26 protein-coding genes are annotated in these 24,412 nt (G+C 63.9%); 17 read left to right on the top strand and 9 right to left on the bottom strand.

What is annotated here, in order from left to right; all coding sequences use genetic code 11:
- Nucleotide 1: 1 nt before the first annotated feature.
- The 3 genes from NCS00_RS22495 to NCS00_RS22485 all read right to left on the bottom strand — a co-directional run bounded on the left by NCS00_RS22495 (nt 2) and on the right by NCS00_RS22485 (nt 3,329).
- Complete coding sequence (locus tag NCS00_RS22495) at nt 2-904, bottom strand: lysophospholipid acyltransferase family protein (RefSeq protein WP_051079015.1); 903 nt, start codon at nt 902-904, stop codon at nt 2-4.
- A 68-nt stretch (nt 905-972) separates the two neighbouring features.
- The gene (locus NCS00_RS22490; RefSeq protein WP_250441075.1) at nt 973-2,655 is read right to left on the bottom strand and encodes an ApeI family dehydratase; all 1,683 of its coding nucleotides are present in this window, start codon (nt 2,653-2,655) and stop codon (nt 973-975) included.
- 20 nt (nt 2,656-2,675) lie between these two features.
- Nucleotides 2,676-3,329 (bottom strand): COG4648 family protein, encoded by a 654-nt coding sequence (locus NCS00_RS22485; protein ID WP_250441019.1) that lies wholly within the window; start codon nt 3,327-3,329, stop codon nt 2,676-2,678.
- A gap of 454 nt (nt 3,330-3,783) precedes the next feature.
- Here NCS00_RS22485 and NCS00_RS22480 point away from each other — a divergent pair, with 454 nt between their 5' ends.
- From NCS00_RS22480 to NCS00_RS22460, 5 genes are read left to right on the top strand one after another with little or no spacing between them, the layout of a single operon-like run.
- Nucleotides 3,784-4,044 carry a phosphopantetheine-binding protein gene (locus tag NCS00_RS22480; RefSeq protein ID WP_008348277.1) on the top strand — a complete coding sequence of 87 codons (261 nt, stop codon included), beginning with the start codon at nt 3,784-3,786 and terminating at the stop codon, nt 4,042-4,044.
- A gap of 4 nt (nt 4,045-4,048) precedes the next feature.
- Nucleotides 4,049-4,765 (top strand): 3-oxoacyl-ACP reductase FabG, encoded by a 717-nt coding sequence (gene fabG / locus NCS00_RS22475; protein ID WP_175981033.1) that lies wholly within the window; start codon nt 4,049-4,051, stop codon nt 4,763-4,765.
- 21 nt (nt 4,766-4,786) lie between these two features.
- On the top strand, nt 4,787-6,115 hold the full coding sequence (locus NCS00_RS22470; protein WP_250441018.1) for an NAD(P)/FAD-dependent oxidoreductase: 1,329 nt from the start codon (nt 4,787-4,789) through the stop codon (nt 6,113-6,115).
- Between the two features lie 21 nt (nt 6,116-6,136).
- The gene (locus NCS00_RS22465; protein WP_250441017.1) at nt 6,137-6,946 is read left to right on the top strand and encodes a lysophospholipid acyltransferase family protein; all 810 of its coding nucleotides are present in this window, start codon (nt 6,137-6,139) and stop codon (nt 6,944-6,946) included.
- Nucleotides 6,947-7,005: 59 nt separating this feature from the next.
- Nucleotides 7,006-7,776: a glycosyltransferase family 2 protein gene (locus NCS00_RS22460; protein ID WP_250441016.1), complete on the top strand. Its 771-nt coding sequence runs from the start codon at nt 7,006-7,008 to the stop codon at nt 7,774-7,776.
- On the opposite strand, the gene NCS00_RS22455 is transcribed toward NCS00_RS22460, so the two are convergent.
- The 4 genes from NCS00_RS22455 to NCS00_RS22440 all read right to left on the bottom strand — a co-directional run bounded on the left by NCS00_RS22455 (nt 7,760) and on the right by NCS00_RS22440 (nt 12,103).
- Nucleotides 7,760-9,754, bottom strand: a complete 1,995-nt coding sequence (locus tag NCS00_RS22455) for a glycoside hydrolase family 28 protein (RefSeq protein WP_250436645.1) — start codon at nt 9,752-9,754, stop codon at nt 7,760-7,762. The two genes, NCS00_RS22460 and NCS00_RS22455, sit on opposite strands and share 17 nt — an antisense overlap.
- Before the next feature lie 147 nt (nt 9,755-9,901).
- A complete protein-coding gene (locus tag NCS00_RS22450) occupies nt 9,902-11,233 on the bottom strand; it encodes an ATP-binding protein (RefSeq protein WP_175981026.1) in 1,332 nt (443 codons plus the stop codon).
- Nucleotides 11,230-11,973, bottom strand: a complete 744-nt coding sequence (locus tag NCS00_RS22445; RefSeq protein ID WP_008348266.1) for a response regulator — start codon at nt 11,971-11,973, stop codon at nt 11,230-11,232. Before NCS00_RS22445 ends, NCS00_RS22450 begins: the two co-directional genes overlap by 4 nt.
- Complete coding sequence (locus NCS00_RS22440; RefSeq protein WP_167561844.1) at nt 11,960-12,103, bottom strand: hypothetical protein; 144 nt, start codon at nt 12,101-12,103, stop codon at nt 11,960-11,962. The genes NCS00_RS22445 and NCS00_RS22440 overlap by 14 nt, the downstream gene beginning before the upstream one ends.
- A gap of 250 nt (nt 12,104-12,353) precedes the next feature.
- Between NCS00_RS22440 and NCS00_RS22435 the strand changes: the two genes are divergently transcribed.
- The 4 genes from NCS00_RS22435 to NCS00_RS22420 all read left to right on the top strand — a co-directional run bounded on the left by NCS00_RS22435 (nt 12,354) and on the right by NCS00_RS22420 (nt 14,080).
- The gene (locus tag NCS00_RS22435; protein WP_008348264.1) at nt 12,354-12,893 is read left to right on the top strand and encodes a thioredoxin family protein; all 540 of its coding nucleotides are present in this window, start codon (nt 12,354-12,356) and stop codon (nt 12,891-12,893) included.
- Between the two features lie 207 nt (nt 12,894-13,100).
- Complete coding sequence (locus tag NCS00_RS22430; protein WP_250441015.1) at nt 13,101-13,319, top strand: DUF4148 domain-containing protein; 219 nt, start codon at nt 13,101-13,103, stop codon at nt 13,317-13,319.
- A gap of 35 nt (nt 13,320-13,354) precedes the next feature.
- On the top strand, nt 13,355-13,627 hold the full coding sequence (locus tag NCS00_RS22425) for a hypothetical protein (protein WP_250441014.1): 273 nt from the start codon (nt 13,355-13,357) through the stop codon (nt 13,625-13,627).
- Nucleotides 13,628-13,663: 36 nt separating this feature from the next.
- A complete protein-coding gene (locus tag NCS00_RS22420; RefSeq protein ID WP_008348258.1) occupies nt 13,664-14,080 on the top strand; it encodes an organic hydroperoxide resistance protein in 417 nt (138 codons plus the stop codon).
- Nucleotides 14,081-14,171: 91 nt separating this feature from the next.
- On the opposite strand, the gene NCS00_RS22415 is transcribed toward NCS00_RS22420, so the two are convergent.
- Both NCS00_RS22415 and NCS00_RS22410 read right to left on the bottom strand, forming a co-directional pair.
- Nucleotides 14,172-14,390 carry a hypothetical protein gene (locus tag NCS00_RS22415; RefSeq protein ID WP_008348256.1) on the bottom strand — a complete coding sequence of 73 codons (219 nt, stop codon included), beginning with the start codon at nt 14,388-14,390 and terminating at the stop codon, nt 14,172-14,174.
- 192 nt (nt 14,391-14,582) lie between these two features.
- On the bottom strand, nt 14,583-14,786 hold the full coding sequence (locus NCS00_RS22410; RefSeq protein WP_008348254.1) for a cold-shock protein: 204 nt from the start codon (nt 14,784-14,786) through the stop codon (nt 14,583-14,585).
- Nucleotides 14,787-15,019: 233 nt separating this feature from the next.
- On the opposite strand from NCS00_RS22410, the gene NCS00_RS22405 reads away from it, so the two are divergent.
- From NCS00_RS22405 to NCS00_RS22370, 8 genes are all read left to right on the top strand, one after another.
- The gene (locus NCS00_RS22405; RefSeq protein ID WP_250441013.1) at nt 15,020-16,312 is read left to right on the top strand and encodes an NRAMP family divalent metal transporter; all 1,293 of its coding nucleotides are present in this window, start codon (nt 15,020-15,022) and stop codon (nt 16,310-16,312) included.
- A 354-nt stretch (nt 16,313-16,666) separates the two neighbouring features.
- Nucleotides 16,667-17,953, top strand: coding sequence for a quaternary amine ABC transporter ATP-binding protein (locus NCS00_RS22400; RefSeq protein ID WP_250441012.1), 1,287 nt, complete (start codon nt 16,667-16,669; stop codon nt 17,951-17,953).
- Nucleotides 17,950-18,837: an ABC transporter permease gene (locus NCS00_RS22395; protein ID WP_008348250.1), complete on the top strand. Its 888-nt coding sequence runs from the start codon at nt 17,950-17,952 to the stop codon at nt 18,835-18,837. Before NCS00_RS22400 ends, NCS00_RS22395 begins: the two co-directional genes overlap by 4 nt.
- Before the next feature lie 55 nt (nt 18,838-18,892).
- A complete protein-coding gene (locus NCS00_RS22390) occupies nt 18,893-19,774 on the top strand; it encodes a glycine betaine ABC transporter substrate-binding protein (RefSeq protein WP_008348248.1) in 882 nt (293 codons plus the stop codon).
- An 85-nt stretch (nt 19,775-19,859) separates the two neighbouring features.
- A complete protein-coding gene (locus NCS00_RS22385; RefSeq protein ID WP_008348245.1) occupies nt 19,860-20,747 on the top strand; it encodes a dihydrodipicolinate synthase family protein in 888 nt (295 codons plus the stop codon).
- 12 nt (nt 20,748-20,759) lie between these two features.
- Nucleotides 20,760-22,091 (top strand): NAD(P)/FAD-dependent oxidoreductase, encoded by a 1,332-nt coding sequence (locus tag NCS00_RS22380; RefSeq protein ID WP_250441011.1) that lies wholly within the window; start codon nt 20,760-20,762, stop codon nt 22,089-22,091.
- 17 nt (nt 22,092-22,108) lie between these two features.
- On the top strand, nt 22,109-23,602 hold the full coding sequence (locus NCS00_RS22375; protein ID WP_250441010.1) for an aldehyde dehydrogenase: 1,494 nt from the start codon (nt 22,109-22,111) through the stop codon (nt 23,600-23,602).
- Between the two features lie 17 nt (nt 23,603-23,619).
- Entirely contained in the window at nt 23,620-24,390 is a 771-nt protein-coding gene (locus tag NCS00_RS22370) for a pyrroline-5-carboxylate reductase (protein WP_008348239.1), read from the top strand.
- The last annotated feature ends 22 nt before the right edge of the window (nt 24,391-24,412 follow it).

The following is a 24,412-nucleotide window of genomic DNA, read 5'->3' as shown; positions in this document are numbered from 1 at the left end:
TTCAGGAATCCCTCGTCGCTTCCCGCAGCGGCGCCGCGCTCGCGGGCGCGTGGTCCTGCGCGGCGCTCGTCTGCCAGAAATCGAAATAGTTGAACCAGTTGTACGGCGCGGCGCGGCAATACTTGTCGAGCAGCGCGACATAGCGCGTGAGCGCGGCATCGACGGCGGCGGCGCGCTCGCCGCGCTCGATCGTCGAGAAATCGGCGAGCGTTTCGAAATGGATGTCGTAGCGATTGCCGCCGAGATACAGCCCCGTCATGAAGACGACCGGACGGCGCAGCACCGCCGCCATATGCAGCGGCCCGAGCGGAAACGCGGCGGGCGCGCCGAGAAAGTCGCGTTCCCTGAGCGCGTCGCCGGCCTGGGGCAGCGTGCGGTCCGCGAGAATGCCGACGAGGCTGCCCGCATCGAGCCGCTCGCGCACCTTGAGCATCGCATCGACTTTGCCGAGACCGATCACATCGTGATGCGCGGCCGGATTCACGGCGGCGAGAATCGCGTTGATCTTGCGCGCGTTCTCTTCATACATCGTGATCGCGATGCGGATATGCGGCTGCGCCCGCCCGATCGCGCGCACCACTTCGAAGCTGCCGAGATGCGCGCCCATCAAGAACGCGCCGTGTCCGCCGGCGAGCGCCGCTTCGACATCCTCGACGCCGTGCGTGCGGATATCGAACAGATCGAAGCGCTCGTTGAGCAGATAGATGCGGTCGTGAATCGTCGATGCGAACGAAAACACATGCCGATACCCGTCGCGCCAGCCCGCATGCCGCCCGAGCGCGCGATTCAGATAGCCGCGCGACGCACGCCGCGCGCGCGGCGCGAACACGACGAAATACGCGGTGATGATCCGCAGCAGCACGCGCCCGATGCGCCGTCCGAAGCGCAGCGATATCCACGTCATGAAGCGCAGCAACGCGAGGTTGCTGCGTTCCTGGCGGTCGGCCCAGTCGTCGCGGTTGCGCGGCTTGTTCACGATGCTCGAGCGTCCCCGGCGGACGGCGCCGCGAGCGCGCCGCTCGCCACCGCGCGTGCGCCCGCGCGAATCGTGAAGCGGATCGCGCCGCTCGCCGCCGTTTCGTAGGCGATATCGAGCGCCTCGCCCGGTTTCGCCGGACTCAGGAATTTCGCCGATTCGATCCTGCACGCGTCAACGCTCGTGCCGAGCGCGGCGCCGATCGCGTCGAGCGCGTGATCGAGCAGGACGACGCCCGGCACGATCGGATGGCCGGGGAAATGTCCGGCGAGCGCGGGATGATCCGGCGGCACGGTGAAGCTCAACGCCGCGCGCCGCTTGCGTTCCTGCTCGATCAGTTGCGTGAGCACGTCGCGCGGCAGCTTGCCGGTCGCGTTGCGCGGCAGCGTTTCGACGAACAGCAGCGGACGCGGCATGAACGCGGCGTCGATGCGCTCGCGCAACGCGCGCTGCAAGTCCGCCACGGCAAGCCTCGGCGCGACGACGAGCGCCATCAGACGGCGCACGGGTTCGCTGTCGGCTTCGGTTTCGTCGGGCATGTAGAACACGCCGTCGACCACGCCCGGCACCGCGTTCAGCTGATGATTCAAATACGCGAGCGACGTGCGCTTGCCCGCGATGTTGATGAGATCCGCCTTGCGCCCGTGCAGCAGAAAATGCGTCTCGTCGATGAGTTCGAGCGCGTCGCCCATCGGCACCGGCGTTTCGACGTGTCCGCCCGACGCCCACATGGTCGGTTCGCCGGCATCGTCGGCATCGTCGGCGCGTGGCGTCAGCGCGATGTCGGGAAACAATTCCCACGCGGCGGTGCGCGCAGTGCGGCGCGTCGCGATCTGGCCCGTTTCGGTGCTGCCGTAGATTTCCATCAGCGGCGCGTCGAGGCGCGCTTCGGCGTCGAGCGCGAGTTTTTCCGAAAGCGGCGCGGTCGCCGACAGCACGAGCGATGCGCGTGGCAACGCTTCGTCGTTGGCAAAGAGCGCGCGCAGATGGATCGGCGAGCTGACGAGCACGCGCGGTTCCGGCACGGCGTCGAGTTCCGCGCGGATATCGACGGGATAGAACGGCTGACGGTTGCTGAACGCGAGGCCGCCGATGAGCGCGAGCAGCACCGTCGATTCGAAGCCGTACATGTGCTGCGGCGGCACCGTGCCGATGAGCGTCGCGCGGGCTTGCCCGAGCAGGCCGAGCCGGTCGGCGGCGGCGCGCACGTTCTTCACGAGAAAGCCCCACGTCTTGCGATGCGGCACCGGCACACCGGTCGAGCCGGACGTGAACACGTACGCGACGACGCGCGCCCCGTCGATATACGGAACCTGCGCTTCGCCGGAAACGTCGACGTGCGCAACCTCCGGATAGCGAAAGCGCGGCAGATCGATCGCGCAATCGTCGCTGTCGTGCAGGCAAAACGCGTCGGGCGCGAACGAGGCGAGGGCGCGCACCATTTCCGGCGTGTGTGTCGAAGGCAGCAGGCTCGTCTTGCCCGCGACGAGCGTCGCGCACAGGCTCACCGTGAAGCGATACCGGTCCGTACACACGTTGAACACATGCCCGCCTTCGGGAAGCGCATCGGCGAGCGCGCGGACATCGGCGAGAAAGTCGCGCACGGAGACGCTCGCGCCGTCGCGCCAGGCGATGGTCTGATCCGGCGATGTGTGGAAAACCAGCGGAAAAGTCTGCATGTGCGATGAATTCGACGGCATCACTGCGCTCCGCTGCGACGCATCTGCATCGAATGCGCGTAGGCGCGAACGGCGTCCATGATGCTCGACGGCTCCATCTCCGGCAGCGCGATGCGCCGGCACGCGTATTCGGCGACGAACATGAGCCCGACGAGCGGCAGCGCGAGATAGTTGGCGAACGTGGACCACGTGACGATCGATGCGAACGCGAACAGCATCGTCGATACGAACGCGGTCGCGACGAAGAAGAGCGTCCATGCCAAGGTGACACGCCGCGTGTAGCGCGCGACGCGCGGCTCCAGCTTGCCGTGGACCATCGTCGCGAACTGCGTGCAGAGCGGCTCGCGGCCCGGTCCGAGCGTGCGGCCGAACATCCACGCGAGCGCGAGATTGAAGCTCGTGTGTTCGATCCACAGCCCCCAGCCGAAATGCGCGGTGAGCGGCGCACGCGCGAGCCAAAGCGCCATGCAGCCGAGCGCCCAGAGCGGCAAGAGCCACGCGCGCGCGCTCGAGCGCACGGCGGCGTTCAGCGCGATCAACAAAAGGGGTGCGAGCACGAGCGCGAGGCCGAGTCCGTGGGCGCCGGGCGTGGACGCGGCATGGTGCGCGCCAAGCTGATACGCGACGATCGCGGCAACGACGCCCGCCGCGCGCAGAAAGCGGGTGGCGTTCATCGGCACGCTCCCGCGGGACGCGACGGGCGCTCGAAAACCGCTGGTCGATGAAAAAAGGTACGCAACATGGGATGCGGCTGCGGCGCTCTTTAGTGAACGCTCGGTTGTTGAAGAAAACTCGGCAGTCGCCCGCCTGACGATCATTTTCCCGCGCCGGTGCGCGGGCGGTCTGTAACCGATTGTTCGATGATCTTACATTCGTCAGACGCGCGAATTTTACCCTACCGACGCAGGGGTCCCGTCACGCGGCGAACTCCCTGATTTTTCTCAAAATTACACCGGTGCCGGATGCCATGCGGCCAGTTACCTTTCCTACTAGGCGTCCCAAGGGGCATCGTCTAGAATTTCGCCACTGCAATTATCTCGATAACAGGCAGCCGACGACGTGCGGATAAGCGGGGCGCACGTTTTCCGAGCCGCCCTTGGCGCCTCCCTGCGCTGGCCTGTACACACGATGAATGAACTGGAAAGAGAGCTCGCCGAGCTGATCGTCGCCGAACTGAATCTCGAGGACGTCGATCCCAAGGCCGTCTCGGCCGATACGCGGTTGTATGAAGAAGGTTTCGGGCTCGATTCCATCGATATTCTGGAGATCGCGCTCCTGATCTCGAAGAAGTACGGCTTCGAACTGCGCTCGGACAATCCGGACAATCAGAAGATTTTCGCGAGCCTCGGCGCGCTCGCGGCGCACGTCGCCGCGCATCGCACGCGATAAGGCCATGCGCGCGCTCGTGACAGGCGGCAGCGGCGCGATCGGACAAGCCATCGGACGGTCGCTCGGCGCGGCCGGACACGAAGTCTGGATTCACGCGAACGGCGGCATCGAGCGTGCTGAAAGCTGCGTGCAAGCCATTCGCGCGGCGGGCGGCACGGCGCATGCCATCGGTTTCGACGTGACCGATCCCGACGCCACCGACGCCGCGCTCGCGCGCATCCTCGCGGACGGCCCGGTGCAGATTCTCGTGAACAACGCGGGCATCCACGACGACGCGCCGATGGCCGGCATGACGCGTGAGCAATGGAAACGCGTGCTCGACGTCACGCTCGACGGTTTTTTCAACGTCACGCAGCCGCTTCTGATGCCGATGATCCGCACGCGCTGGGGACGCATCGTCAACATGTCGTCGCTGTCGGGTTTAATGGGCAATCGCGGGCAGGTGAACTATGCCGCCGCGAAGGCCGGGCTGATCGGCGCGACGCGTGCGCTCGCGCAGGAACTCGCGTCGCGCGGCATCACCGTGAACGCGGTGGCGCCCGGCGTCATCGATTCGCCGATGCTCGGCAGCGCCTTTCCGCCCGAGCGCATCAAGCAACTGGTGCCGGCGCAGCGCGCGGGCACGGCGGAAGAAATCGCGGGCATGGTCGCGTATCTGGTGTCGGATGCGGCGGCTTATGTCACCGGGCAGGTCCTGTCGATCAACGGCGGGATCGCCTGAACAGCACACCGAGGGACGCAGATGAGTGAAACGACGCAAACCTGGGATGTCGTCGTGATCGGCGGCGGACCGGCCGGATCGACCGCCGCGACCCTGCTCGCGGACGGCGGCTATCGCGTGCGCGTGCTGGAGAAGGCGCGGCATCCGCGTTTTCATATCGGCGAATCGCTGTTGCCGGCGAACTTGCGGCTGTTCGAAAAGCTCGGCATCGCGGATGAAGTGCGCGCCATCGGCATGGTCAAGCTCGCGGCCGAGTTCGTATCGCCGCAGCACGACAATCGCATGCAGCGTTTCCTTTTCGCCGATGCGTGGGACAAGTCGATGCCGAGCGCGTATCAGGTGCGCCGCTCCGAGCTCGACGACATCCTCTTGCGCAACGCCGCGAAGCACGGCGCGCAGGTGAGCGAAGGCTGCCGCGCGCGCGATGTCGCGTTCGCGCCGGATGGTTCGAGCGCGACGATCGACGCCGAACACGACGATGGCCGCATCGAGCACGTGCGGGCGCGTTTCGTCGTCGATGCTTCGGGGCGCGACACGCTGCTCGCGAATCACTTCAAGACGAAGCGCCGCAACGAACGGCACAACTCGTCGGCGCTGTACGGCCATTTCCGCAACGCGCGCCGCAACGAAGGCGAAAACGAAGGCAACATCACCGTGTTCTGGTTCGAGCACGGCTGGTTCTGGTTCATTCCGCTCGCGGACGGCGCGACGAGCGTCGGCGCGGTCGTGTGGCCTGCGTATCTGAAGCAGCGTCCGAAGGGCACGTCGGTCGAGACGTTCTTTCGCGAGACCATCGCGATGTGCCCGCCGCTCGCCGCGCGCCTGAAGGATGCCGAACTGATCAGCGAAGTCCACGCGACCGGCAACTACTCGTACACCGGCGACATGACGCACGGACGCAACTTCCTCTTGCTCGGCGATGCGTTCGCGTTCATCGATCCGGTGTTCTCGTCCGGCGTGATGCTTGCGATGCAGAGCGCGTTCGCGGGCGCGGATGCGATCGACGCCGCGCTGACGAATCCCGCGAACGCGCAAGCCGCGCTCGCGAAGTTCGACCGCGACGTGCGTCACGGTCCGCGCGAGTTCTCGTGGTTCATCTATCGCATGACCTCGCCGACGATGCGCAATCTCTTCATGGGCCCGAGAAATCCGCTGCGCATGAAGGAAGCGCTGCTGTCGCTGCTCGCGGGCGATATCTTCGGCTCGACGCCGATCTGGCATTCGCTGCGTGCATTCAAGGGCATCTATTACATCTCGGCCGCGCTCGACTGGCGCAATTCGCTGCGCGCGTATCGTCAGCGCCGCCGCAATCTGCGCGATGCGCAACGCGCGGAGCTATCGGCCAATTGATGATGCTCGATCGGTGCCGCGATGAGTGAGGCTCATCGGAAATTCGGCGCGGCGGACGGCAAGGGTTCGCTTGCCGGCGCGCTCGAATCCGCATGGCAATGCGTGGCGTTCTATTTCGCGCTCGTCGTGCTCGCGCTCGTCTGTCTCGCGTGGTTTCCGTTCGCGTGGATTCTGCGCCGCGTATTGAGCGTCGATGCGGGCCGGCGCGTCGGACGAGCCGTCGTGCAGCGCGTGTGGCACGGCTATTTCGTGCTGCTGCGCACGCTCGGCGTATGCCGCTTCGATCTCTCCGGACTCGATGCGCTCGCGGGCCAGCCCGCGATGATCCTCGCGCCGAATCATCCGTGCCTGCTCGATGCGCTGCTGATCGCGTCGCGCGTGCCCGACACCTGCTGCGTCATGAAGGGCGATGTCGCCGGCAACGTGTTTCTCGGGCCGGGCGCGCTGCTCGCGGGTTATATCGTCAACGATACGTCCGTCGGGCTGATTCGCGCCGCCGTCGCCGAACTGCAGCGTGGCAGTCCGCTGTTGCTTTTTCCCGAAGGCACGCGCACCGAAAGCGCGGCGGTGAATCCGCTGAAGGGCGGCATCGCGCTGATCGCGGCGCGCGCGCAGACGCCGGTCCAGACGTTGATTATCGAAACGAATTCCGGTTTTCTCGGCAAGGGCTGGCAGATCTTCAGGAAGCCCGCGCTGCCGATCACCTATCGCGTGACGCTCGGCCGCCGCTTCGCGCCGCCGGGACGCGATCACGCTGCGCTGCAGGCGTTCATCGCCGAATTGCAGCGCTTTTATGCGGGCGAACTCGACGCGCATCGCATCCGCGACTGAAAGCATCGGCGTCGGCAGACTTTAAAATTCGTCGCAACTCATTCCGCTTTTTTTTTGCAATGCCTTCCACACGCGCATCGTCCACGCACTTCGTCCTCATTCCGAGCTACAACCCCGGCGAGAAAGTCGATGAAACCGTGCGCGGGGCGCGCGAGCAGTGGAATCCGGTGTGGGTGGTCGTCGACGGCAGTACCGACGGCAGCGCCGAACGCCTCGTCAAAATGGCCGAAGCCGACGACGGGCTGCGCGTGATCGTGCTGCCACAGAATCGCGGCAAGGGCGCGGCAATTCTCGCGGGCATCGACGAAGCGGCGAAGCTCGGCTTCACGCACGTCCTCACGATGGACTCCGACGGACAACATCCCGCCGCGCTGATCCGCACGTTCATGGAAACGTCGATGAAGGCGCCCGATGCAATGATCCTCGGCCGCCCGAAATTCGATGCGAGCGCGCCGCAACTGCGCGTGCAGGGACGGCGCATCTCGAACGGCTGGGCGAATCTCGAAACGCTGTGGATGGGCATCGGCGATTCGCTCTACGGCTTTCGCGTCTATCCGATCGCGCCGCTCGCCGCGCTCATGCATACGCAGACTTTCATGCGCCGCTTCGACTTCGATCCGGAAGCGGTCGTGCGCCTGTGCTGGCGCGGCGTGCGCCCGATCAACGTCGACGCGCCCGTGCGCTACTTCACGGCCGAGGAAGGCGGCGTCTCGCACTTCCACTACGGCCGCGACAACGCGCTGCTGACGTGGATGCACATGCGGCTTTTCCTCGGCTTCCTCGCGCGCCTGCCCTGGCTTGCGTGGCGTCGTTTCAGCGCGCGTCGCTGACCGTCGAGTTCATTGCGACGCCCGCGATCAGCGTGTTCGCAAGCACGATGTCGTGAACGTTGTACGCGTAGATCGGGCCGGGCGTCGTCGCCGTTGCGGGTCCGGCCGCGACCGGTGTGCCGAAATCGCAATCCGTGATCGTGACACCGGTGATCGCCGGAATCGCGGGCGTCGGCGCGGGGCCGTTGTAATCGAACGCGACCGGGCCTTGCGCGACGATTGCCTGAAAACACGATCCGCTCACGCCGTTCAGCGACACGTTGCTCGCCTTCAGGTTCGAGATGTTCACGTTCTGCACGAGCGCGGGCCGCGTGCGGATCGCGTCTTTCGACGGCTGATAGTCGCAATCGAACGTGATGATGCCGCCCTGCGCCGCCGATGGATTCGCCGCCGTCGCCGTCGCCACGCCGAGCGGCACCGTCGCGTTGATCGGGCTGCCCGCGAGCAGACTGCTGCCGTAACCGGAAGGCGTGAGGCTCACGCCGTTGGGCAGCGTCACGTTGTCGACGTAAAAGTCCTTCACGAAGCCGCCGCGATTCATGTTCGTCTTGATGCGGATCGCGATGTTCAGCGAATTCGTCGCCCAGAACTTGTTGAGCATCTGCAGGTTGCGCGCGTAGATTTTCTGCACGCCGCCGCCCATTTCGCTGCCGAGCGTGATGCCGCCGTGGCCGCTGTTCATCGTGCAGTTCTGGATGACGTGGTTCTGCGCCGGGCCGTACTGCGTGTCGAGATCCTTGCCCGACTTGATCGCGATGCAGTCGTCGCCGGTGTTGAACGTCACGTTCTCGCAGAGGACCGTGTCGCAGGCGTCGGGATCGAAGCCGTCATTGTTCGGGCCGATGCTGTCCACCGTCACGCTGCGCATCACGACGTTGCGGCAATCGGTCGGATGATGCTGCCAGAACGGCGTGTTGTTCGTGCGATAGCTTTCCATCAGCACGTTCGTGCAGCCGATGAATTCCACCATGCACGGCCGCAGATAATGGCCGATGCCGAAGATGCGCTTTTCGATGGCGACGCCCGCTTCCGATAGCGCCGGCAGATAGTTCTGGTCCTGCTGCCACGGCGTGGCCGGATCGGTGAGCTTGGTGTAGAGCGCATCGGCGATGCCGGGCACGGCGGTCTTCAGATCGACGTTGTTCGCATTGACCGATGCCTGCGATGGCGTCGACGAATTCACGCAGCCGTAGACGCCGCTATTGCCCTTCCACGTCCACCAGCACGTCGCGGTGTTGCCGCTGCCGGCGAATGGCGTCATCGCCTGGCCGTTGAGCACGGAGCTGTCGCCTTCGCCCGTCACCGCGATGTTCGTCTGATTGCGCGCGTAGACCGGCGGGCCGTAGTTGAGGCAGTCGTTCGCCTGCCAGCGGCTGTAGTAGAGCTTGCCGTTCGCGCCGCAATCGACCGGGCCATCCTTCGCGTAGTCGGCGGGATTCGGGCTGAAGTAGATCGTGCAGTTCGCGGACAGATGAAAGTCGACGTTCGACAGCAGCACGATCGGTCCCGCGCAATACCACGTTCCCGACGGCACGACGACGTGTCCGCCGCCCGCCGCGTTGCAGGCCGCGATGGCCGCGAGAAACGCGGGGCGCGAATCGAAGGAGCCGGGCGCGTGGGTCTGGTCCGCGCCGGTGCTCAGTGGCGACTTCGCCGGATCGGTGTATGGATTCGCCGCCGCGACGACCGCGCACGTTTTCGCGCCGTAATCGGTGACGAGGAACTGGCGGCTCGGAAACATCGACGTCGAGACGCTCTGCAGCGCGTTGACGATCTGCGTCGCGGAGCCGGACGGGCCCCAGATCGGGTCTTGCGCGGCGGGCGGCGTCGGCGAGCCGGAGGCGGAATCGGAGTCGTCGTGGCCGCCGCAACCGGCGAGCGCGCCGAATGTGCTCATCGCGCCGAGCAGCGGGGCGCCCGCCGACAGCCCCGCGAACTTCACGAACGCGCGGCGCGCGCGGTTTTGTGGGTGCTTCATCGATCGTCTCCTGATCGTTTATTTATCGGATGTCGTATCAGTTTGCGTACAAGGCAAACGTTATCCAAGACGCAGGAGACGCGTCAACTCGGTGCAAACGCGTAAGGAAATATAAGACGTCGTATGTGATGGATCGGAAAAAATGTCTCAAGCGGTCTTCTTGAGCGCGAGCCGCGCTTCTAGCCCGCCGCCTTCCCGATGATGCAGCGTGAGCGACGCATCCATCGCGAGCGTGAGCTGGCGCGCGATCGCGAGCCCCAGTCCGGTGCCGCCCGTTTGCCGGTTGCGCGAATCTTCGAGCCGCACGAAGGGCTCGAACACCGCGTCCAGCGATTCTTCCGGAATGCCCGGCCCGCGATCGAGCACGGAGATGACCGCGCGTCCGTCGTCGCGCGTCGAGACTTCGATTTCCGCCTCGCCGGCATACTTGATCGCGTTATCGACGAGATTGCCGATAACGCGCTTCAAGGCCTGCGGCGGCGCCATCAGTGCACCGCCGATGTTGCCCGACAACCTCACCGATTGTCCTGCATCGAGATAATCGTCGACCATGGTTTCGATGAGCGCGTCGGCATCGATGCGGCGCGGCGCTTCGTTCGTGCCGTGCAGCGTGCGCGCGTAGGTCACGCCTTCCTTCACGAGCGATTCCATCTCCTTCAGATCCTGCTGCAGCTTCGCGCCGGTCGATTCGTCGTCCATCACGTCGACGCGCAGCCGCATACGCGTGATCGGCGTCTGCAAATCGTGCGTGATCGCCGCGAGGATCTGCATGCGTTGGGCCATGTACATCGAAACGCGGTCCTGCATCGCGTTGAACGCTTTGGCGGCGCGCGCGACTTCCTCCGGTCCCGATTCCGGCAGACGCTCGGCCTTGAGATCCGGGCCGAGCGTATCGGCGGCTTTGGCGAGGCGCTTGAGCGGGCCGGTTGCGAGGCGCACCGCGAGCCAGCAGCACGCGCCGAGCACGATCAACTGCAACGTGAGCACGAGCGGGAGCCAGCCGGACATCGGCATGCCGGCGACCGGACGCATGTCGATGGTGAGCGGCGAGCCATCCGACAGCTTCAGATGCACCTGAAAACGCTCTCTGGGACCGGGAACGGCATTGACCGTCATCGGATAACGATTGGCGATGCCCGCGCCGATCGAGTTCGCGAAGCGTTCCGACAACTCTGCATCCGGCTTCGCGCCGGTCTGATCGCCCGGTCCGAGGATGAACTCGTAGCTGCGACGCGCGAGACGCGGCAGCCACTGCGCACGCTCCTCCGGCGGCAGATGATCGAGCAGCGCGACCGAGCTCGCGACCTCGCGCTCGACGTAACCGACCATCATGTTGGTCATCGATTCGTCGCGCTCGCGCATGGTCAGAAGAAACGAGAATGTCTGGGCGAGCGCGAGCCCGACGACGAGTATCAGCGCGAGGCGCGCGAACAGCGTGCGCGGCCAGTGCAGCGGTGAACTGGAGGAAACGGTGCTCATTGAGAAGACTCGACCGGTTTGACTTCGGCGGAGAAGACGTAGCCTTCGCTGCGCAAGGTCTTGATGTAACGCGGCTCGCGCGCGGTGTCGCGCAGCCGTTGACGCAAGCGCGACACGAGCAGATCGATGGAGCGATCGAATGCATCGGCTTGGCGGCCTTGCGTCAGGTTCAGCAACTGATCGCGCGTGAGCACGCGCTGGGCATTGTCGAGAAACACGCGCAGCAGACGGTATTCCGCGCCCGAGAGCGCGACCATCGTGCCTTCCGCGTCGAGGAGATGGCGCGCGGTCGTGTCGAGACGCCAGTCGCCGAATCCCAGCATCTGCGAGGTTTCGGTGACTTCCATGCCCGGCGGCAGCATGCGCGTGCGGCGCAATACGGATTTGATGCGCGCGAGCAATTCGCGCACGGCGAAGGGCTTGGGAAGGTAATCGTCGGCGCCCATTTCGAGGCCGAGAATGCGGTCGGCTTCCTCGTTGCGCGCGGTGAGCATCAGCACCGGCACATGGCGGAACTTGCCCGCGCGCAGCTCGCGGCACAGCACGAGGCCATCCTCGCCGGGCAGCATCAGATCGAGCACGATCAGATCCGGCGCGCCTTGCTGCTCCAGCACGGCGCGCATCTGCCGGCCGTTCGCGGCGAGCGATACACGCATTCCGTTTTTTTCGAGGTATTCGGCGAGCAGTTCGCGGATGCCGCGATCGTCGTCGACGATCAAAACGTGATCAGTGGTTTCCATCGATGGATCGTTGTCGTTGACGCTTGAGTTGCATCCGGCTCGGGCTGACCAGCAGACACTGAACCGGATGGGCCATTTCCGTCGCGATCCCGCCGATGAGAAAGGCGAAGACCGCCAGCATGCGTTTCATTCGAAGCTCCCGCCGATTGCGATGACTGCGTTATAGCGCGCTTCGGCGGACGTTTTGTATCGCAGTGTATCCCGCATGTCGCGCGATACATAACATTGCGCAGCGCGCCTTTATCCGACACAAGCGGGATACGCGCGCGCAGTCCAATGCGGTCATGCCGATGCGAACGTCGGCCTGCCGGAGCGGTGTGGCGATCTCACCAGCCATCTCACGCCGCTCCGATATTCACCGCATTCAAGAGGACTTCGTCATGCTCGACGCCATCAGAAACGCCGCCGTGTGCGCCGGAATCGCCGCGTGTGCGGCCATCGCGCCCGCGCAGGCCGCCGCACCCGCAAGCGCTCACACGAGCGACAACGTCGCGCCGGAGTTCGCCGGCATCGACAAGTGGATCAACAGCGAGCCGCTCTCGCTCGCGCAATTGCGCGGCAAGGTCGTGCTCGTCGATTTCTGGACCTTCGCGTGCGGCAATTGCCTCAACACGCTGCCGGCCGTGAAATCGTGGAATCAGAAGTACAAGGACAAAGGACTCGTGGTCGTCGGCGTGCATACGCCCGAGTTTCCGTTCGAGCGCGATACGAACAACGTCAAGCGCGCGATCGAACGCAACGGGATCACGTATCCCGTCGCGCTGGATAACCGCTACGCGACGTGGGCCGCGTACGGCAATCAGTACTGGCCGGCGTTCTATCTGATCGACAAGCACGGGCGCGTGGCCTACACGCATTTCGGCGAAGGCGATTACGCGCAGACCGAAGCCGCGATCGGCAAGTTGCTGGCCGAGCGCTAGGCGGGGTTCTGTATCGCAATGTATCTGCAACGTGCGCGATACAAAACATTGCACAAGACCCGCATCGCCGACACAAGCCAGATACGTGCGGGCCTTCAAATACACACAACGACGGCTCACGAGTGACACCCAAGACCGACACCCGCGATGCCCGATCGCCGTAACTCACTCAACCGACCGAATCATCAGCATTCAAGGAGAAACACCATGAAATCCACGATCGTTGCTTTCGCTCTCGTCGCCGGCGCCATGACCGGTGTTGCTCACGCCGCCGTGAAGAACGTGCCGCTGAACGTGCAGTCCCAACAGGCCGTCGCGAACCACGCGTATGCCGGCAAGACGCGCGCCGAAGTGAAGGCCGAGCTGGCACAGGCGCAACGCGATGGCGAGATCGCGGCGTTGTGCAGTCTCTATCAAGGTAGCTAATCCATTTCCTGAATCACGCAAACGAGGTTCGAATCATGATCAAGCAATTCGTCACCGCCGCAGTCTTCGCCGTCAGCGCCGTCGCCGCCGGTTCCGCCTTCGCCAGCAGCGGCTACGGCCCCGCGCCGCACTACGATCCGCTTGCCGGCGCGCCTTCGTCGCAGCGCGGCGTGAGCGCGCAGACCATCGCCAGCGAAAGCGCCGCCGCGCCGATGCAGGCATACGGCGGCATGAGCGACACGGTTTCGCAATCGGGCGCGCGCGGCGTGGCCACGAACGACGTCGCCCGGCTCTTCGCGCATCACTAAGTCAGTCAACTTTTCGAATTCAAAGAGGAACGCATCATGACCCAGATCGACACCGTCCTGTACACGGGCAAAACGCGCGTCGTCGGAGGCCGCGAAGGCCATGCGAAGAGCACCGACGGCCGTCTCGACGTCAAACTCTCGCCGCCCGGATCGGCCGGCGCGGGCACCAATCCCGAGCAGATGCTCGCGGCGGGCTGGTCGGCGTGTTTCATCGGCGCGATGGGCAAGGCCGCGGCGAAGCTGAAGACGCGTCTGCCGGCCGACACCGCCGTCGATGCGGAAGTGGACCTCGGCATGAACGGCGATGCGTATCTGCTGCGTGCGCGCCTGAACGTGAGCCTGCCGGGAATCGAGCGCGCGGTGGCGCAAGAGATCGCGCAGATGGCGCATCAAACGTGTCCGTACTCGAAGGCGCTGAAGAGCAATATCGATGTGACGATCACGGTGGTCTGACGCGTTCATCCACGCGATGCGGTCCGGTCGACCGGTGCTTGATCGATCAATCGAAAGCACTGGGCCGACACGGGCCGAATCGTTGCGGCTGTCAGCCTCGCGTGTCGATCCATTCGCGCGCCCATCGGCGCGAGAATTCGACCGCCTCGCTTTCCTTCGCGAAATAGTCGAGCGAGTAGAAGCGATACTGCGCATCCGTCGGATGTTCGCTCGAACGCTCGAGCATCAGATTGGCTGAAAACGTCTTGTCGCGGAGCCGATGCGCGGACGCGTGCACCGTATAACCACGGTAGTGATTGAGTGATGTCATTTTAGTTTTAGATGTAAATGCTTTGCGGCCAGATGCCGAAAGCGCAGGAGCGATGCGCGCTGATAACGCGATCGTCGAAAGGCTGTCAGAGCCTGGGAGAAAAGGCGGGAAACGGAGGCGGACAACAAGAGCGCGGGAACCGGCGTTGCGGTTCCCGGCGTGATGCGGATCTACAGCGCTACAGCGGCAGATTTACAGCGGCTTGATGTTCGAAGCCTGCATGCCCTTCGGGCCGCGCTTCGTTTCGAAGCTGACCTTCTGACCTTCGGCCAGCGTCTTGAAACCGTCCGAACGAATTTCCGAGAAGTGCGCGAAAAGATCGTCGCCGCCATTATCCGGGCTGATGAAGCCAAAACCCTTGGTGTCGTTAAACCATTTAACCGTACCGGTGTCCATAAAAATCCTGAAATGAATAGATAAGTTGCTCGATCGAGCGGGATGAAGCGGCAAGGAGGGGAATGGACAACGAATACCGGGGAAAATCGGACTATTGATGAGCAGCAATCGACTTCTTGTACTTCAACGACCATTATGCCAATTCCAAGAGAAATGGTCAACTATTCGTTTCGAAGCGAAGGTGAGCGGAACGATTCGTGCATCGCGTGTGCATCTCGTCATCGGGTTGGCACATGCGTTTTCGTCAGAAGAAGACGGCGCTCGACGGCCGCATGTTCGGCGCCGCGCGGCCCGCGCACTCATGGGCGGCGGACGTCGGACCGAGCCTCGTCACGATTGCATCGGATAACGATCCGAGCGGCCTCGCCACCTATACGCTCGCCGGCGCGTGGTACGGATTCGACCTATTGTGGGTGTGCGTGCTCTCGTACCCGTCGACCGTCGCGCTTCAATTGATCGCCGCTCGCGTCGCCGCCATCACGCGACAAGGCCTGACGACGAACATGCGCGAACACTATTCGCGGCTGTTCTTCTACTTTGCGGTCGCGCGTTTCGTGATCGCCAACACGTTCAATATCGCGGTCGATGTTCTCGCCATGGGCATCGCGCTCAGTTCGCTCGTCGGCGGTTCGCTCCTGTGGCTCACGCTTGCTTCGGGATGCGCTTCGCTCGTGTTGCAATGGAGCGTCGCTTATGCGCGATACGCGCGCGTCCTCAAGTGGCTGACGCTCGCGATGTTCGCGTACGTCGGCGTGATCCTGCTCGTCGACGTGCCGTGGCGACTGGTTGCCATCCGCTCGGTGATTCCACGCGTCGAGTGGACGGAGGGCTACATGTCGATGCTGATCGCGGTGCTCGGCACGACCGTCAGCCCTTACTTGCTGTTTGCGCAAGCGGAGCAGGAGGTCCGCGACGCACGAGAGAGCGGCGATCGTGGAGAAGCGTTGGAGCGGACGATGCGCGGCGTGCGTCGCGACACGCTCTGGCGAACGGCGTGCTCGAACGCGATTGCGATCTGCGTGATGATCGCCGCGGCCGCGACGCTCCATCTGCTCGACCATGCATCCGCCGGCGATACGGTCTCGATGTCGCGTGTACTCGAGCCGCTCGCGCACGGTTACGCGCGGCAGGTTCTCGCACTTGCGCTTCTCGGATCGGCCTTGCTGGCGCTGCCGCCGCTCGCGGGCTCGGCGGCTCAGGCCGTAGCCAGTTCGTTCCGCTGGAAACGCGGCGAACGGCGAGACCGGCGGATCGCGTATGTGCTCGTCGCCACGATCGCGCTCGGCACGATCGCAGCAGTGGTCCTCACGCACTATCACGTCGACCCGGTGCGCGCGCTCTACTGGAGCGCGGTGGTCAACGGCATGACCGTGACGCCGGTCCTCGTGCTGCTCGTGCTGCTCAGTTCGAAGCGCGAAGCCGTGGGCGACCTCGCCGCGCATTGGGCGCTTCGCGCGCTGAGTTGGCTCGCCACGATAGCGACCGCGGCGGCTGTGATCGCCCACTTCATACTTGAAGTGCAGTGACGGCATTCGCGTAAATCTCCGCCCCTACCATCCGAAAAAGTCATGCGAAGGGCGTCGCTTAGGGGCATTCCCTAGCGTCGCTTTCGAGCGGTCTCGCGGCAAACGGCGGCCACGCGCGCGCCCGTCGCCTGCAAAGCCGCGCCCGTGCTGGCTCTACGGCATTCACGCTGCGTTCCGTTTTTTTCAGGCATCGAATGCGACGGACACATGCATTACCAGAAGTATCGAAAAGGGCTCAGAAAATGTCGGTGGATGATCGAAATTGGCCATGTACGCTTCATTCAACGCAAAGAACGCCGGGTTGTTTCCGGCAGCGACAAACTCCTTTTTGAACCTGCTAGGTGGAATGACCCGATGATTCCCAACCTGACGCTCGCACCGAACGAAGTCACGAGCACGGCTTCCGCGCAGTCCGGCACCGTATCGCCGGCGCGTCCTGTCGCGGCATCCACGACCGAGATTCTCACGGTCAAGAACCTTTCGAAGATTTTCGGCGCGAAGCCCGAGCGCGCCCAGGAGCTCTTGAAACAAGGCCTCGGCCGAAACGAAATCTTCGCGCAGACAGGCAATATGGTCGCCGTCGACGATGTCAGCCTTGCCGTCAACGCGGGCGAGATCTTCGTCATCATGGGCCTCTCCGGTTCCGGAAAATCGACGCTCGTGCGTCTGCTCAATCGCCTGATCGAGCCGACTTCGGGGCAAGTGATTCTCGAAGGCCGCGACATCGCGCCGATGAGCACGCCCGAACTGCGCGCCGTGCGCCGCGAAAAAATGGCGATGGTGTTCCAGTCTTTCGCGCTGCTGCCGAACCGCTCGGTCATCGACAACATTGCTTACGGGCTCGAAGTCGCGGGCAAGAAAAAATCGGAACGTTATGACATCGCACGCGCCGCATTGACGCGCGTCGGTCTCGCTTCTTACGAGAAGCTGCTGCCGAGCGAGTTGTCGGGCGGCATGCAGCAGCGCGTGGGTCTCGCGCGCGCGCTGGCGGTGAATCCCTCGGTGCTCTTGATGGACGAAGCGTTTTCCGCGCTCGATCCGCTCATCCGCTTCGAAATGCAGAACGAGTTGTTGCGTTTGCAGAAGGAAGAGCGGCGCACGATCGTCTTCATTTCGCACGACATCGAGGAAGCGGTGAAGATCGGCGGGCGCATCGGCATCATGAAGGACGGCCGTCTGATGCAGGTGGGCACGCCGGCAGAACTCATCCAGTCACCCGCCGACGCCTACGTGCGCGATTTCTTCCGCAACGTCGACGTGTCGCGCTTCCTCGAAGCATCGAGCCTGATGACGAAGGTCGAGCGCGGTCTCATCGCGTGCAATACCAGCGCGCCTTCCGAGCGCTATCTGAACAGCCTCATCGACAGCGGCGCGGAGTGCGGATACGTCTGCGATGAAGCAGGGCGCTATCAGGGTTGCGTGACGCCTGCATCGCTGCACAAGAGCGGCAACCGGCCGATCAGCGATGCATTGCTTCGCGATGTCGCGGCGGTTCCGCTGACAGCCGATCTGCATCAGCTCGCATCCATTGCACTGGGGCAGGAGCACGACGTGCCGGTCACGGATGAACAAGGCAGGCTCGCGGGCGTGGTGTCCTGCCGCACGATTCTCAAGCAGGTCATGGAGCGGAGAGCAGCATGAATTCCTCGATTTTTGGACGATTCGCCGAAGACGCGGTCAACTTCCTTTTCTCGCACTTTCGCGGCGGCTTCGATGCCTTCTCGGCTGCGCTTGGCGCGGTCATCAAGCTCCTCGAAGACGGTCTCGGCGCGGTGCCGTTCATCGCGATGCTCGCGATCCTCATGGCGCTCGCGCTGTGGAGAAAGGGCGTCGTGTTCGCGGTGTTCGTCGGCGCGGCGCTCTATGTCATCAACTACATGGGCCTGTGGACGCAGACGGTATCGACGCTCGCGCTCGTTGTCGCGGCGACGTTCTTCAGTCTCGTGATCGGCGTGCCGCTCGGCATCTGGGGCGCGCGCAACAGGCGTGTCGAAGTCGTGCTGCGTTCGCTGCTGGACTTCATGCAGACGATGCCCGCGTTCGTGTATCTCATTCCCGCGGTCATTCTCTTCGGCCTCGGCCGCGTGCCCGCGGTGATCGCCACGATCGTGTTCGCGATGCCGCCCGTCGTTCGATTGACGACGCTCGGCATCCGCCAGGTGCGCGAGGAATTGCTCGAAGCCGGCCGCTCGTTCGGCAGCACCGATGCGCAACTGCTCTGGAAAATTCAGTTGCCCAACGCGCTGCCTTCGATCATGGCCGGCGTGAACCAGACCATCATGATGGCGCTGTCGATGGTGGTGGTCGCTTCGATGATCGGCGCGGGCGGCCTTGGCGAGTACGTGCTGAGCGGCATTCAGCGGCTCGATATCGGCATCGGTTTCGAGGGCGGTCTCGGCGTGGTGCTGCTTGCGATCATTCTCGATCGCCTGACGGAAAGCTTCGGCGTGAAAGCGAAGAAAAAGAAGAAGGTCATCTCCACGCCGGCAAAGCCCGCCGCGGCGCAAGCGAACGCGCAGACCTGAGCGATACGAGCATCGATTACTCAACCACAATGCTATGAAAGATACGGAGTCCGTAATGAAAAACAACCTGATCAAATCCTTGATCGTCAAGATAGTGACGCCGGCCATTGTGGCGTTCGGGGTCGGCGCGAGCCCGGCGATGTCCGCCGAGCCGATCAAAGTGGCGGTCACGAACTGGGCCGACGTGCTCGCGGTCGCCAATGTCGCGAAGTACGTGCTGGAGACGAAGCTTCAGCAGCCGGTGCAATTCGTTCAGGCGGATATCGGCATCCAGTATCAGGGCGTATCGCGCGGCGATCTCGACATCATGGTCGGCGGCTGGCTGCCGGTGACGCACGGTCAGTATGTCGCGCGCTACAAGGACACGCTCGACGACGTCGGCATCATCTATACGGGCGGCAAGAACGGCTGGGCGGTGCCCGCGTATGTGCCCGAGTCGCAGGTTTCTTCGATCGAGGATCTGAAGAAGCCTGAAGTGCAGAAGCAGCTCAACGGCGTGATCCAGGGCATCGAGCCGGGTGGCGGTCTCATGCAGGCGTCGGAGAAAACCATCAAGGCGTATGACCTGTCGGGCTACAAGCTGCAATCGGCGAGCGAGGCCGGCATGCTCGCGGCAATCCAGCGCGCATACGGATCGAAGCAATGGATCGTCGCGACCGTTTGGAGCCCGCACTGGTTGTTCCAGAAGTGGCAGATGCGCTATCTGAAGGACCCGAAGGGCACGCTCGGCGGCGAAGAGCAGGTCCATGCATTCGCCTCGAAGCAGTTCGCGGGCAAGTTCCCCCGCGCAGACGTGTTCTTCAAGCATTTCAAGCTGACGCTCGCGGACGTGGAATCGATCGAATTCGAAGGCAATTCGACCAACGACTACGCGACGGCCGCGAAGAAATTCGTCGACGCGCATCCGGACAAGGTCAAGGCGTGGCTGACACAGTGAAGGCGTATTGCAGGACGCTTGCAAAGCGCACGTTCGACGTGCGCCGCGCATGACTTCGCACGATCCATCCATCAGAGAGACAAACATGAGCTTCGAAGGCGTACATACACCGCTCGTCACCCCGTTCAAGGCCGACGGCGAAATCGATCACGACATGCTCGGCAAGCATGCTCAGAGTCTCGTTGGCCGCGTTACGGGCATGGGCGTCGGCGGCACGACCGGCGAATACTATGCGCTCAGTTTCGAAGAGCGTGTGAAGACGCTCGAGACGGTAGCGTCGGCGGTCGGCGGCAAGACCTATCTCACCGCTGGCATCAACGCGACGACGACGAAGGAAGTCGTGCGTCTCGGTAACGAAGCGAAGCGCGCGGGCTACGACGCATTGCTGGTCGCGGCGCCTTACTACGTGCAGCCGACGCAAGACGAGCTGCTCGATCACTTGCTGAAGGTCGACGACGCGCTCGACATGCCGATCATGCTCTACAACTTTCCGGCGCGCACCGGCACGGCCATTGGCGATGAAGTGCTCGACAAGCTGCTGCAACGCCCGAACTTCGCCGCGATGAAAGAGAGCACGGGCGACATCGCGCATCTGCATCATCTGGCCACGCAACTGCCGGAGCGCTTCGTTCTCAGTTGCGGCATGGACGATCAGGCGCTCGAATTCTTCGCATGGGGCGCGCGTAGCTGGGTCGCGGGCGCGTCGAACTTTCTGCCGGAAGCGCATACGGATTTGCTCGAAGCGTGCGTTAAACGCGGGGATTTCAGCACCGGCCGCAAGCTGATGACGCAGTTGCTTCCGGTGCTCGAATTGCTGGAGCGCAGCGGCAAGTTCATCCAGTACGTGCGCTATGGCTGCGAGCTCGCGGGCACGAAAGTCGGCATCGCGCGTGCGCCGCTCGGCACGTTGAACGACAAAGAACGCAGCGCCTTCGCGAGGCTCGTTCAACCCTTGCTGCGCAACGCTCAGTAACGCGATACGTGAATGGCCTCGAAACTGGATTTCATGCGGCTTCCCGCACCTGATGGCGTCAACGGATGGTGGGAAAGCCTGCCGCCCGCCGCGCCCGCGAACTGCGTGACGGGCGAGCTGCGCTTCGACTACGTAGTGGTGGGCGGCGGCATCACCGGTTTGTGCGCGGCGCGGCGGCTCGCCGAGCTTGCGCCGGATGCATCGATCGCGCTCGTCGAGGCCGATCGCATCGGGCGCTCGACGGCGGGCCGCAATTCCGGCTTCTTCGTCGATCTGCCGCACGACATCAGCAGCGAAAGCTATTCGCGCAGTGTCGAGGCAGACAAGGCGGACGTGCGCTTGCAACGGCACGGCATCGGCTATGTGCGCGATACGGTGAAGCGGCACGGCATCGATTGCGACTGGCGCGACGACGGCAAGTATCACGCGTCGGTCAACAAGAAAGGCCACACGGCGCTGACGCATTTCGCGGACGGACTCGCGCGTATCGACGAGCCGTGCGAATGGCTCGACGAAGCCGCGATCGCGAAGGTGACGGGCACGCGCTTCTATCAAAGCGCGCTCTTCACGCCGGGATGCAGCACGGTTCAGCCGGCGGCACTCATGCGCGGTCTCGCGGCCACGCAGCCGTCGAACGTGACGGTCTTGGAACTGAGCGCGGTGAAGAACATGGAAGCGCGCGGCCAGACGAAGCTGCTGACGTTCGCGAACGGCAGCATCGAAGCGAAGCGCGTCGTGCTCTGCACCAACGCGTATGCGGCGACGTTCGGCGGCCATCCGAATGGCTTGCTGCCGGTCTACACGTTCGCGTCGATGTCGCGCGTGATGACCGACGATGAAATCGCGCGGCTCGGCGGAACGGATTCGTGGGCGCTCATTCCCGCGGACCCGATGGGTACGACCGTGCGACGTCTCGCGACCAACCGTATTTGCGTACGCAACCATTTCGCGTTCCGGCCGAATCTGTCGGTCTCGGAACATGATCTGACGAAGGCGAAGCATCTGCATCGACGTTCGTTCGATCGACGTTTTCCGATGCTCGAGGATGTCGGGCTGCAATACACGTGGGGCGGCGCGTTGTGCCTCTCGGCGAACAATGGCGCGCTCTTCGGCCAGCGCGACGACGGCGTGTACGAAGCAGTCGGCTGCAACGGACTTGGTTTGAGCCGCGGATCGGCGGCGGGCAAGCTCATCGCCGAACATGTGCTCGGGCGCTCGAGCGAGCTGATCGATCAACTGCTGAAACAACCGCATCCGCGTTCTCTGCCGATGCGGCCGATCGCGGACGTGGCGGTATCGGCGGCAATCTGGATGAAGGAATTCTCGGCGGGCGCCGAGCTTTGAATCTTTGAGGACATGACATGACGACGCATCAGGAATGGAAACGTCAGGCCGAACATCTGTCGCTCGATGGCCGCGCGTTCATCGCGGGCGCACGCTGCAACGCGGCATCGAATGAAACGTTCGATACGTTGAATCCGTCGACGGGCAAGGTGCTCGCGCAGATCGCCAGGTGCGAAGCGAAGGACGTGGATCGCGCGGTCGTCGCGGCGCGCGAGTCGTTCGAATCGGGCGTGTGGTCGAAGGCCGCGCCATCGCAGAGAAAGGCCGTCTTGCAGCGTCTCGCGCAACTCATCGACGACAACGCCGAAGAACTCGCGCTGCTCGAAGCGCTCGAAGCAGGCAAGCCGATCAGCGAATGCATGGGTCTCGACATTCCGGAATCGGCGGCGTGCATTCGCTGGCATGCCGAGGTCACGGACAAGCGTTACGACGCGCTGTCGCCATCGGGGTCGAGCGTCGTGAGCATGATCACGCGCGAGCCGATTGGCGTCGTCGGTGCGGTGCTGCCGTGGAATTTCCCCGCGCTGATGCTCGCGTGGAAAATCGGGCCGGCGCTGTCCGTGGGCAATAGCGTCATCGTGAAGCCCGCGGAGCAGACGTCGCTATCGACGCTGCGTATTGCCGATCTCGCGCTCGAAGCCGGCGTCCCGCCCGGCGTGTTCAGCGTGGTGACGGGCTTCGGCGAAAGCGCGGGGCAGGCGCTCGGCACGCACGCCGATGTCGATCTCATCGCGTTCACGGGTTCCACTGAAACGGGCAAGCGCTTCCTGCGCTATTCCGCCGAAACGAACATGAAGCGCGTCGTGCTCGAATGCGGCGGCAAGAATCCGCAAGTCGTGTTGCCCGATGTCGCCAATCTCGATGCCGTCGCGGAGCAGGCCGTCGCCGCCGCGTTCTGGAACATGGGCGAGAACTGCAGCGCGGGATCGCGCATTCTGGTGCATTCGAGCCACAAGGCCGAACTGCTGCAAAAGATGCAGGCCGTGCTCGAAGGCTGGAAGACGGGCGATCCGCTCGATCCCGATGTCAAGCTCGGCTCGCTCATCGAGGAAGCGCATTACCGCAAGGTGCTCGGCCACATCGAAAAGGCGAAGGCAGAAGGCGCGCGCGTCGCTTGCGGCGGCAACGCGACGCTCGCGGAAACGGGCGGCTGGTTCGTCGAGCCGACCATCTTCGATAACGTCACGCCGGACATGAGCATCGCGCGCGACGAGGTCTTCGGCCCGGTCGTGTGCTTTATCGAATATGCTGACGTCGACGAGGCCGTGCGGATCGCAAACGATACGTGCTACGGACTCGCGGCTTCGCTGTGGACCGACAACGTGAGCCAGGCGCACAAGGTGGCGGCGCGCATCCGCGCGGGCACCGTGACCGTCAACTGCTTCGGCGAGGGCGATCTGTCGACGCCGTTCGGCGGCTTCAAGCAGTCCGGTTTCGGCGGACGCGACAAGTCGGTCTACGCGCACGACCAATATTGCGAGCTGAAGACGACCTGGCTGAAGCTCGACTGATTATCGGACGAGGCAACATGCGTATTGGCTTTATCGGCACGGGCACGATCACGGAGGCGGTCGTGACCGGCATGATTCGTTTCGATGTTCCCTTCGAGCGGGTCGCGCTGTCTCCGCGCAACGCGCAGACCGCCGCGCGTCTTGCGAAACTCGACGCGCGCATCGAGGTTTGCGTCAGCAATCAGGGCGTGCTCGATGCATCGGATGTCGTGTGTCTCGCGGTCTTGCCGCAAATCGCGGCAGACGTGCTGGGCGAACTCACGTTCGATGCGCGGCATCACGTCATCAGCTTCATCGCGGCCAAGTCGCTCGATGAGATGCGCGCCCTCGTGCGCCGCGCGGCCAAGGTCGTGCGCGCGATTCCGCTACCCGCTGTTGCGTCGGGCAAGGGCAGCACGGCGCTCTGTCCGCGCGATGACATCGCACGCGCGCTCTTCGCGCCGCTCGGCGAAGCGGTCGAAGTGGACGACGAACACCAGTTCAATGCGTTATCGGCCGCCACCGCGACGATGGCGGCGTTTTTCGCGTTGCTCGAAGAGCAGGCGTCGTGGCTCGCGCGGCAAGGCGTGCCGTATGCGTCCGCGCGTTCGTTTTTGTCGGGCTATCATGTGGGCCTCGCTCATGAAACGACGCTCGATACGCAACCCTTCTCGTCGATGATCGGGCGTGTCAGCACGCCAGGCGGCCTCAACGAGCAGCTCAATCGCGAACTGTCGGAGCGGGGCACCTACGCGCACTACTCGAAGGCGCTCGACGCGATCATGCGCCGCGTGCAAGGGCGCGAGTGAACACGAAGAACAAGCGCTGATC

It is taken from the genome of Caballeronia sp. AZ1_KS37, assembly GCF_023631165.1.
GTDB classification, from domain to species: Bacteria; Pseudomonadota; Gammaproteobacteria; order Burkholderiales; family Burkholderiaceae; genus Caballeronia; species Caballeronia zhejiangensis.
Note: the sequence above shows the minus strand (reverse complement) of the source record. Positions and strands in the feature narration are given on the sequence as shown.

Coding starts and splice junctions, on each gene's coding strand:
- NCS00_RS22495 (WP_051079015.1), bottom strand. CDS start 904: ATGACGTGGATATCGCTGCGCTTCGGACGGCGCATCGGGCGCGTGCTG.
- NCS00_RS22490 (WP_250441075.1), bottom strand. CDS start 2,655: ATGCAGACTTTTCCGCTGGTTTTCCACACATCGCCGGATCAGACCATC.
- NCS00_RS22485 (WP_250441019.1), bottom strand. CDS start 3,329: ATGAACGCCACCCGCTTTCTGCGCGCGGCGGGCGTCGTTGCCGCGATC.
- NCS00_RS22480 (WP_008348277.1), top strand. CDS start 3,784: ATGAATGAACTGGAAAGAGAGCTCGCCGAGCTGATCGTCGCCGAACTG.
- fabG (WP_175981033.1), top strand. CDS start 4,049: ATGCGCGCGCTCGTGACAGGCGGCAGCGGCGCGATCGGACAAGCCATC.
- NCS00_RS22470 (WP_250441018.1), top strand. CDS start 4,787: ATGAGTGAAACGACGCAAACCTGGGATGTCGTCGTGATCGGCGGCGGA.
- NCS00_RS22465 (WP_250441017.1), top strand. CDS start 6,137: ATGAGTGAGGCTCATCGGAAATTCGGCGCGGCGGACGGCAAGGGTTCG.
- NCS00_RS22460 (WP_250441016.1), top strand. CDS start 7,006: ATGCCTTCCACACGCGCATCGTCCACGCACTTCGTCCTCATTCCGAGC.
- NCS00_RS22455 (WP_250436645.1), bottom strand. CDS start 9,754: ATGAAGCACCCACAAAACCGCGCGCGCCGCGCGTTCGTGAAGTTCGCG.
- NCS00_RS22450 (WP_175981026.1), bottom strand. CDS start 11,233: ATGAGCACCGTTTCCTCCAGTTCACCGCTGCACTGGCCGCGCACGCTG.
- NCS00_RS22445 (WP_008348266.1), bottom strand. CDS start 11,973: ATGGAAACCACTGATCACGTTTTGATCGTCGACGACGATCGCGGCATC.
- NCS00_RS22440 (WP_167561844.1), bottom strand. CDS start 12,103: ATGAAACGCATGCTGGCGGTCTTCGCCTTTCTCATCGGCGGGATCGCG.
- NCS00_RS22435 (WP_008348264.1), top strand. CDS start 12,354: ATGCTCGACGCCATCAGAAACGCCGCCGTGTGCGCCGGAATCGCCGCG.
- NCS00_RS22430 (WP_250441015.1), top strand. CDS start 13,101: ATGAAATCCACGATCGTTGCTTTCGCTCTCGTCGCCGGCGCCATGACC.
- NCS00_RS22425 (WP_250441014.1), top strand. CDS start 13,355: ATGATCAAGCAATTCGTCACCGCCGCAGTCTTCGCCGTCAGCGCCGTC.
- NCS00_RS22420 (WP_008348258.1), top strand. CDS start 13,664: ATGACCCAGATCGACACCGTCCTGTACACGGGCAAAACGCGCGTCGTC.
- NCS00_RS22415 (WP_008348256.1), bottom strand. CDS start 14,390: ATGACATCACTCAATCACTACCGTGGTTATACGGTGCACGCGTCCGCG.
- NCS00_RS22410 (WP_008348254.1), bottom strand. CDS start 14,786: ATGGACACCGGTACGGTTAAATGGTTTAACGACACCAAGGGTTTTGGC.
- NCS00_RS22405 (WP_250441013.1), top strand. CDS start 15,020: ATGCGTTTTCGTCAGAAGAAGACGGCGCTCGACGGCCGCATGTTCGGC.
- NCS00_RS22400 (WP_250441012.1), top strand. CDS start 16,667: ATGATTCCCAACCTGACGCTCGCACCGAACGAAGTCACGAGCACGGCT.
- NCS00_RS22395 (WP_008348250.1), top strand. CDS start 17,950: ATGAATTCCTCGATTTTTGGACGATTCGCCGAAGACGCGGTCAACTTC.
- NCS00_RS22390 (WP_008348248.1), top strand. CDS start 18,893: ATGAAAAACAACCTGATCAAATCCTTGATCGTCAAGATAGTGACGCCG.
- NCS00_RS22385 (WP_008348245.1), top strand. CDS start 19,860: ATGAGCTTCGAAGGCGTACATACACCGCTCGTCACCCCGTTCAAGGCC.
- NCS00_RS22380 (WP_250441011.1), top strand. CDS start 20,760: ATGGCCTCGAAACTGGATTTCATGCGGCTTCCCGCACCTGATGGCGTC.
- NCS00_RS22375 (WP_250441010.1), top strand. CDS start 22,109: ATGACGACGCATCAGGAATGGAAACGTCAGGCCGAACATCTGTCGCTC.
- NCS00_RS22370 (WP_008348239.1), top strand. CDS start 23,620: ATGCGTATTGGCTTTATCGGCACGGGCACGATCACGGAGGCGGTCGTG.